7 protein-coding genes are annotated in these 7,396 nt (G+C 65.9%); all 7 read right to left on the bottom strand.

Annotated features, from left to right (window positions below; genetic code table 11):
• Positions 1-424: hypothetical protein (locus EII35_RS12025; RefSeq protein ID WP_148098943.1), on the bottom strand; the 424-nt coding region annotated here is incomplete at its 3' end.
• A 186-nt stretch (positions 425-610) separates the two neighbouring features.
• Positions 611-916, bottom strand: coding sequence for a hypothetical protein (locus EII35_RS12020; RefSeq protein ID WP_125228711.1), 306 nt, complete (start codon positions 914-916; stop codon positions 611-613).
• A 287-nt stretch (positions 917-1,203) separates the two neighbouring features.
• Positions 1,204-2,412, bottom strand: a complete 1,209-nt coding sequence (locus tag EII35_RS12015) for a hypothetical protein (RefSeq protein WP_125228710.1) — start codon at positions 2,410-2,412, stop codon at positions 1,204-1,206.
• 347 nt (positions 2,413-2,759) lie between these two features.
• Positions 2,760-4,010, bottom strand: coding sequence for a hypothetical protein (locus tag EII35_RS12005; RefSeq protein ID WP_125228709.1), 1,251 nt, complete (start codon positions 4,008-4,010; stop codon positions 2,760-2,762).
• Positions 4,011-4,421: 411 nt separating this feature from the next.
• Positions 4,422-5,198: a phosphate ABC transporter ATP-binding protein PstB gene (gene pstB / locus EII35_RS12000; RefSeq protein ID WP_125228708.1), complete on the bottom strand. Its 777-nt coding sequence runs from the start codon at positions 5,196-5,198 to the stop codon at positions 4,422-4,424.
• A 24-nt stretch (positions 5,199-5,222) separates the two neighbouring features.
• A complete protein-coding gene (gene pstA, locus EII35_RS11995; RefSeq protein WP_260465115.1) occupies positions 5,223-6,395 on the bottom strand; it encodes a phosphate ABC transporter permease PstA in 1,173 nt (390 codons plus the stop codon).
• Positions 6,392-7,387 carry a phosphate ABC transporter permease subunit PstC gene (pstC, locus tag EII35_RS11990; RefSeq protein ID WP_125228707.1) on the bottom strand — a complete coding sequence of 332 codons (996 nt, stop codon included), beginning with the start codon at positions 7,385-7,387 and terminating at the stop codon, positions 6,392-6,394. Before pstC ends, pstA begins: the two co-directional genes overlap by 4 nt.
• Between the last annotated feature and the right edge of the window lie 9 nt (positions 7,388-7,396).

The raw sequence follows: 7,396 nt of genomic DNA, 5'->3' as shown, positions 1-7,396 counted from the left end.
GGCGCTGTTCGCTGATCGGGAGGGCCTTGAAGGCGCCCATGGCGAGGGGGTCGTGGCGTGGGACACCGGCCTTCACGGCTCGTCGGTACCACCGGGGAAGCAGAAGCCTGGGGAACCAGATGAGGTAACCGAGGAAGAAGATGACGAGCGAGGGTAAGTGGATCAAACTGATGATCCCACCGACCCAATCGGGGAGTATCAGATGTACAGGAAAGATGACCAGGCACAAAATACTCAATCCGCCGTAGAAGAGTGACAGCAGGGGGCAGGAGAAGCCGCGGTACTGTGCCACGAAGTGAGGGATTGGCTCCGTGTGAGCTTTCCATCCGAGACGGGCCGCAGCGATTCCTCCAAGAAGGAGCACGAGGGCGGCGACGGTCAGGGTCACGGGGGCGAAAGCTGTGGCAAGGTCAAGAGTGGTCATCCAGTGTGCTCCTGCCGCTGCCGTCAGTCCGTCCCCCCGTTGTCATCTCAAGTTGAGTTCCAGCGCCGTGTGCCAGAGGTCTTGACACGGACTGCGCGCTGGCGCGCGTGGTCCGGCTCGACCAGCGGGAAAAGGGCGTCAATGACGCCTTGACTGCGGTTGTGCTGTCCAAGGCCTTGTGGAGGTTCATGGTTGTTCCTTGTCCAGACCTGCGGTGATTCCGGCCGAGAGGCCAGGCAGGGTGGGCAGGGAGGTCGTGGCCGTGGTGGCGTCGGTGAAGGGTATCTGTGTGGTGGGTGGGGTCGTGGGGATGGGTGGGGGTTGATGTTCGGCTCGGGTGGTGAGGTTCACCAACTGGCGCTGTTCGCTGATCGGGAGGGCCTTGAAGGCGCCCATGGCCATCGGATCGTGGCGTGGGACTCCGGCCTTCACGGCTCGTCGGTACCAGCGGGGAAGCAGGAGTCTGGGGAACCAGATGAAGACGCTCAGCATACTAATGAGCCAGCACAGTAGGAAAGCAGCGCTTTCCAGGATCAAGATAGGCTTGGGTAGTGGGGGCTGAAGGCTGATGATTGCAGCAAGGAGGAGGAAAGCTCCTGCGTATGGCAGAGACAAGAGAACGCTGCTCCAGCCTCGGTATCTTATGACGAAGCGTGGGGCGGGCTCTCTGAGGATCATCCTTCCTGTTCGAATGCAGAAGATTCCCAAGGCGGCAATCAGGATCATTACGATCGCTGACCCGGTGGTTCTGGGGATGGCTGATATGGTTTCCAAGGGGGTCATCCGAAGAGTCCTCTCGCGAAATTGAAAACCCCTTCGACGACATCTGCCACTAGTTCTGCAGCGCTTTTTCCGTTGGCTACCGGGACGTTCAATGCCACCCCGACACCAATGCTTGCGATAAAGCCGATTGGTCCACCGATGGCGGCTCCTGCGGCTGCTCCGGCAGCGATGGAGGAGAGGACTTGAGTTCCGGCTCTGAGGGTTCCGACTTGGGCGACCTCGGCTTTTCGCTCGCTCTCGGTGAGTTCTGGCCTCTGCTCGCGGAGTCTCTTGTCGGTCTTGCCGTACTCCTCGACGGCGGTGAAGATGGTCCCGGCGACGAAGAGCCCCTTGCCCGCGACGTGGCCCACGATGGATGCGGTGTGTCGTAGCTGCGTACTTCTCTCCAGTCCGAAGCGAATTCCCTCGCCCGTGGGCCCTGGTTTGACGACGGTCGGCGGGCCGAAATGCCCGATTTCCGGGCCGCGGAAGGGCTGCTTGACCAGTTCGGCGAACCGGGAGAGGAAGCTGCCCTCGTTGCGGCCAGGGCCCCAGTCGAAGGAGAACTCGTATTTGTGGCTGACCCACACCGGAAGCCTCACGCGGTCCTTCCCGAACGCATGGATCACGAACCGAGTGGTGGTGCGGGCGATGTCCCATCGTGCGGCGTCCCCCGCCGCGCTGAGAGCGGCCATGGCGGTGAGCAGGGTGTCCTCCCCGACGGAGACCCAAGCGGGGTGTCCCATGTCAGGCAGGCCGTCGTTGCCGATGGCCCGCAATTGGTCCCGACAGTTCTCGATGGCCTCGCGGTATTGATCTCCCGAGTTTTTCACCCGTCCCTGCAGCATCACGGCTTCCTTGTTGTGAGCCGCGAGTTCGTCGGGATCCGTGGGCTCTGCCTTCTGCTGGTGGGCGTCGACCTCCCGCAGCAGGGAGTCACGTTCGACCTTGAGGGTGGCGAGCGTGTCGCTGAACAGGGTCATCGCGGTGCCCGCGCTCAAACACCCATCCGAGACCTGGTTGCCAGCTGTCTGCGCAGAGTCCAGTGCGGAGTACAGCAGGTCCTGGTGGGGGCTCTGGTAACACGTTGTCAGGCCCTGCCAGCGAAGGTGGGCAGTGTCGATCCGTTCCGCGAACTCCGCGCCGTGGTCAGTGAGTGATGCAGCGGCATCGAAGAGGGAGGCGACATCCGGCCAATTCTTCAGGACATCGGTGTTGATGATCATACGATTTTCCCATCCGTGACCCGGAACTCATCGACTGCATGGGCTTCCCGTTCGGTCCGGTCCGCCATCTCGTAGTCGGCGGCCTGGATGGCTGCAACGGCTGCCCGCCCCCCCGGCCGTGGCGTTGGTGACCTGCAGCTCCGCCCCGGTCATCCCCGGCGACAGAACCCGGTTGTACACGGCGTTGAGAGCCGAGGCAAGAATCGAGGCCTCACCGAGGCACAGCGCCCCCAACGTGTCAATAATGTCCGTGGAGATGGAAGAGTGTGTGGCAGCTGCCTCAGCTTTCTCCCCTTCCGTCTTCACGAAGACCGACTCGCAGGCCGGTGCGTCGACGTTGTAGTGGGTCATCGGGGATGGCCTCCTTCGGCGATCGTTGCTGTGAGACGGAGCCAGAACGGCTGATCCGGGTCCTGTCGGATGGGCAGGGGGGCGCCCGGGGTCGGGGTGGCCCAGTTCAGGGCCTGGCCTCGCATGGGGGTGTGAATCCAGTTGAGGTGTGCCTCCCCGTCGGAGGCGGTGAGGGACAGATACCGCCAGGGCTGGCGGAGGAACTCGGTTGTGTCGGGGTCGTGGTGGCCGGGGGGAGTGACATCACGCTCCACCTTCGTCTCCAGTTCGGCCCGTGTCAGCGTCATGGTGACGTTCATGGGCCAGGCCGGGGTGGCGTGCACCCAACCCAGCAGGATACGGAACAGGTCGTTGGAGTGGCAGTACCCGAGGAGCCGCTGCTCGGGTTGCTCCGGATGAGGGGCGACGAACAGGGTCGAGGAATCCGTCACCCAGAACTGGAACTTCCGTGAGGTGGAACCGACCACGGTGATGGTCCAGCCCTCACCACTGAGGACATGGTCGGCGTACCAGAAACCGGCCGAGGTGAGCAGGCCGTCCTCGGCGACCAGGCCCGTGGCGAGCAGATCCTGCCGCGCCTGCCCCGTGAACGGGGCGAATGAACGTCGCTGTGCACTCGTGACGAAGGCGTCGGCTGCCTCCCCGCCGAGCGTGAAGGGCGCGGCCGAGAGGACGAGGGGAGGGGGCTGGACCACCGACAGGTCCTCGCGGGGAGCCCCGTCACGGGCCGTGGCCCACTGGTCCAGAACCGCAGGCGGAACGTCCGCCGTGGTGGGCGGGGTGACGTGCTCGGCCACCGGCATGGGGTGGAGGGTGTCGAGGATGGCCTGGTACGGATGATGAAGCCGCCACTCGGCGAAGAGCATGGTCAGGGTCAACTCGGCCACGAATCCCTGAACGACCACCAGGTCCTGGATCGTGAGCAGGGAGAGCGTGTGCCCCTGCGCGGCCTCCGGTGCCACCGGGGTCAGCATCCACAAGCGCCGATGCTCCGCCCCGAGGTGGGTGAGCGCCTCGACGTGGAAGACCGTGGTCCCCGCCTCGGTCCCCCTCACACCGCGCAGGGTGGCCTGGCTCACCGAGGCCAACGCGTCGGGACGCTGCTGGATGCAGGACTCCCGCAGCACCACGTTCGCCGTGAACCCCGCCTCGGCCCGAGGAGCCGCAGCGATCACGCATCCCGGCTGCCTGACCTCCCGCCAGTCGTCCGGGACCTCACACGTGAACACCGACCCCACCAGCTGCATGACCGCTCCTCTCCGAACCAGGACCCCATTCAAACAGGCAGGGCCGGCAGGGACGTGGCTCCGAAGGTTCCCGGGCCGGAACGTCGCGTCCACCTTTTGGTTAGGCGGGCCGTGGAGGCTGAGCCCGTTGCCGGGCGACGGAACAGCGTCGAGCCCCGTGAGTCATGCCTGGACCGCCTGCACTCGACCCGTCGCCCACAGCGAACACGAACCGCCGTTCTGCCTCCGTGAGAGCCCGATTGAAACGTTTTAAGCAAAGCAGGGCGGCGGTTCGTGCCCACCCTGCGAGCGGGGTCGAGAGGTCTCGGCGCGGTGTCCTTGCAGGCTGGTCGGCCGGGCCTCTCCGGCAGGCTCGTTCGCCTGCCCCCGGAGCGGGGGAGGGGCCCGAACGGGTGGTCCTGGACCTCGCCGTCAGCCGAAGCGGCCCGTGATGTAGTCCTCCGTCGCCTTCTGCTGCGGGTTGTGGAAGATCTTCTCCGTGGGGCCGACCTCGACGAGCTGGCCCGGCTCGCCCTGGGCCCGCAGGTTGAAGAAGGCCGTCTCATCGGAGACCCGGGCCGCCTGCTGCATGTTGTGGGTGACGATCACCACCGTGTAGTGCTCCTTCAGCTCGTGGATGAGGTCCTCGACCGCGAGCGTCGAGATCGGGTCCAGCGCCGAGCACGGCTCATCCATGAGCAACACCTCCGGCTTCACCGCGATCGCCCTGGCGATGCACAGCCGCTGCTGCTGTCCGCCGGAGAGCCCCACCCCGGCCTTGTCGAGACGGTCCTTCACCTCCTTCCACAGGTTCGCCCCCCTGAGGGCGGTCTCCACGGCCTCGTCGAGCACCTTCTTGTTCTTCTCGCCGTTCAGACGCAGCCCGGCGGCGACGTTGTCGTAGATCGACATCGACGGGAACGGGTTCGGACGCTGGAACACCATCCCGACGATCCGGCGCACCGCCACCGGGTCTACCCCCGGCGCGTACAGATCGGTGCCGTCGAGCAGCACCTGCCCGGTGCAGTAGGCCCCGGGGATGACCTCGTGCATGCGGTTCAGCGTCCGCAGCACCGTCGACTTCCCGCAGCCGGAGGGGCCGATGAACGCCGTCACGGTGCGTGGTTGGACCACGAGATTGACCTTGTCCACGGCGTGGAACTTCCCGTAGTAGATGTCGAGGTCCTTCACCTCGATGCGCTTCGACACTGTCGTTCCTTGTCTCTTCGGGGTCTACTTCAGCCGGTTCCGGCTGGCGATACGTTTCGCGATGAGGTTCAGCACCATGACGATGAGCACCAGGGTCAGCGCGGCGGCCCACACCCGGGCGCCCCCCGGATCGCCCTCTGGCGCGGAGATCCCGTCGTTGATCATGGTGGGCAGAGCCCCCATGGAGTCGCCGAAGGGATTGAGGTACAGGTACTTGGCATAGCCGATGAGGATGAGCAACGGCGCCGTCTCGCCCATGACCCGGGCGATGCCCAACACCACCCCGGTGAGGATCCCGTTGAACGACGTCGGCACCACGACCCGCACGATCGTCTTCCACTTCGGCACCCCCAGCGCGTACGACGCCTCCCGCAGCGAATCCGGCACCAGCTTCAGCATCTCCTCCGTCGACCGCAGCACCATCGGCAGCATGAGCAGCGCCAGGGCCAGCACCGTCGCCATCGCGGAGCGCTTCATCCCGAAGGTGGTGATGAACATGGCGTAGATGAACAGGGCCGCGACGATCGACGGGACGCCCGTGAGGATGTCCACCATGAACGACACCACCCGCGCCGCCCTCGTCCCACGCCCGTACTCGACGAGGAAGATCGCGCCGAGCATGCCGATCGGCACCGCGATCGCGGCCGTCAACACCCCCAGCAGCACGGTGCCGTAGATGGCCTGGAGCGCCCCGCCCCGTGGCTCCTTCGAGGTGGCGTTGTCCAGCGACGACGTCCACCACTGCAACGAGAACGACCGCACGTCCCCGCGCTCCGGCGACTCGATGAACACGACGTTGAGCGGCCCATCGGAGGAGACCGGGTACGACCTCGGCACCCGGTAGGTGTTCACCTTCTCCCCGACTGCGACGTGCCGACCACCGTGCGGGTACAGCCACCGGAGTTCCCCGTCGGCGGGGGCGACGTCGTTCCTGGCGTCCTCCTCCGTGCCGCACCGCTGCGTCGGAACCCGGACCTTGTCCTGATCCACACACACGATGTGGTGGTCCGCGCCGACGGTGAACAGCAGCGGTGCACCCTTGACGGTGACGGAGATGAGGATCCACAGCAGCGGGACGGTGGCGATGACCACCGCCGACCACACCCCGACGGTGAGGAGCTTGTCCTTGAAGGTCCGCATCCCCGACGGGGACTGCAACTCCACCCCGCGCCCCCGACGATTCCTGAGACGACTCATGACATCCTGGCCTTTCCACGGTCGGCGATCACCCGGGCGATGGCGTTGACCGCGAAGGTGAGCAGGAACAGCACCAGCCCCGCCGAGATGTAGACGCCGGCCTTGTAGGGGGTGTCGAACTCGGGGGCGTTGCGGGCGATGATCGAGGCGAAGGTCTCGCCGCCGTTGAAGACCGACACCTTGAACTCAGCCACCTTCGACAGGATCAGCATGACGGCGATCGTCTCGCCGAGCGCCCGTCCGAGTCCCAGCATCGCGGCGGCGATCGCGCCGGAACGGCCGTACGGGAGGACGGCCAACCGGATGACCTCCCACCTCGTCGCGCCCAGCGCCAGGGCCGCCTCGATGTGGTCGCGGGGGGTCTGGGCGAGGACATCACGGGTGATGGCGGTGATGATCGGCAGGATCATGATCGCCAGCACCAGCGACGCGGTGAAGATGGTGCCGGGGGAGGCGACCTGCGTGGGACCGAACAGCGGGATCCAGCCGAGCGTGTTCTCCAGCCACTGGGCGACGGGCTTCACGGCGGGCCCGAACACCTTGATGCCCCACAGGCCGAAGATCACCGACGGCACGGCGGCGAGCAGGTCGATGATGAAGGCGACGTAGGTCGCGACCCGGCCCCGCACGAACTGGGTGAGCAGCAGAGCCAGCCCCATCGCGACGGGGACGGCGATGACGAGGGCGAACAGCGAGGACAGCACCGTCGTCCACAGCAGCGCCGCCACACCGAATCGGGGCGGCGTGGCGGAGGCGTTGAACTCTGTGGAGGTGAAGAAGTTGGCGGCGTTGTCCATGAGGGGCTGCCACGCGTTCGACAGCAGGAACACGCCGATGATGAGGACGACGAGGACGATGAGGCCGGAGGACAGCGTCGCCGCGCCCCGGAACACCAGGTCACCCACCCGGCTCGTCCCCTCGATGGAGGTGTGCCCGAGGTCCGGTTCCTCGGGGGCCGGGGCGGTGGTTGCACCGCCGGTGTTGTTGGTCATGGCGCTCCT

The sequence above is a fragment of the Arachnia propionica genome (assembly GCF_003932785.1).
GTDB classification, from domain to species: Bacteria; Actinomycetota; Actinomycetes; order Propionibacteriales; family Propionibacteriaceae; genus Arachnia; species Arachnia propionica_B.
This window is presented reverse-complemented; position numbering and strand designations above follow the sequence as displayed.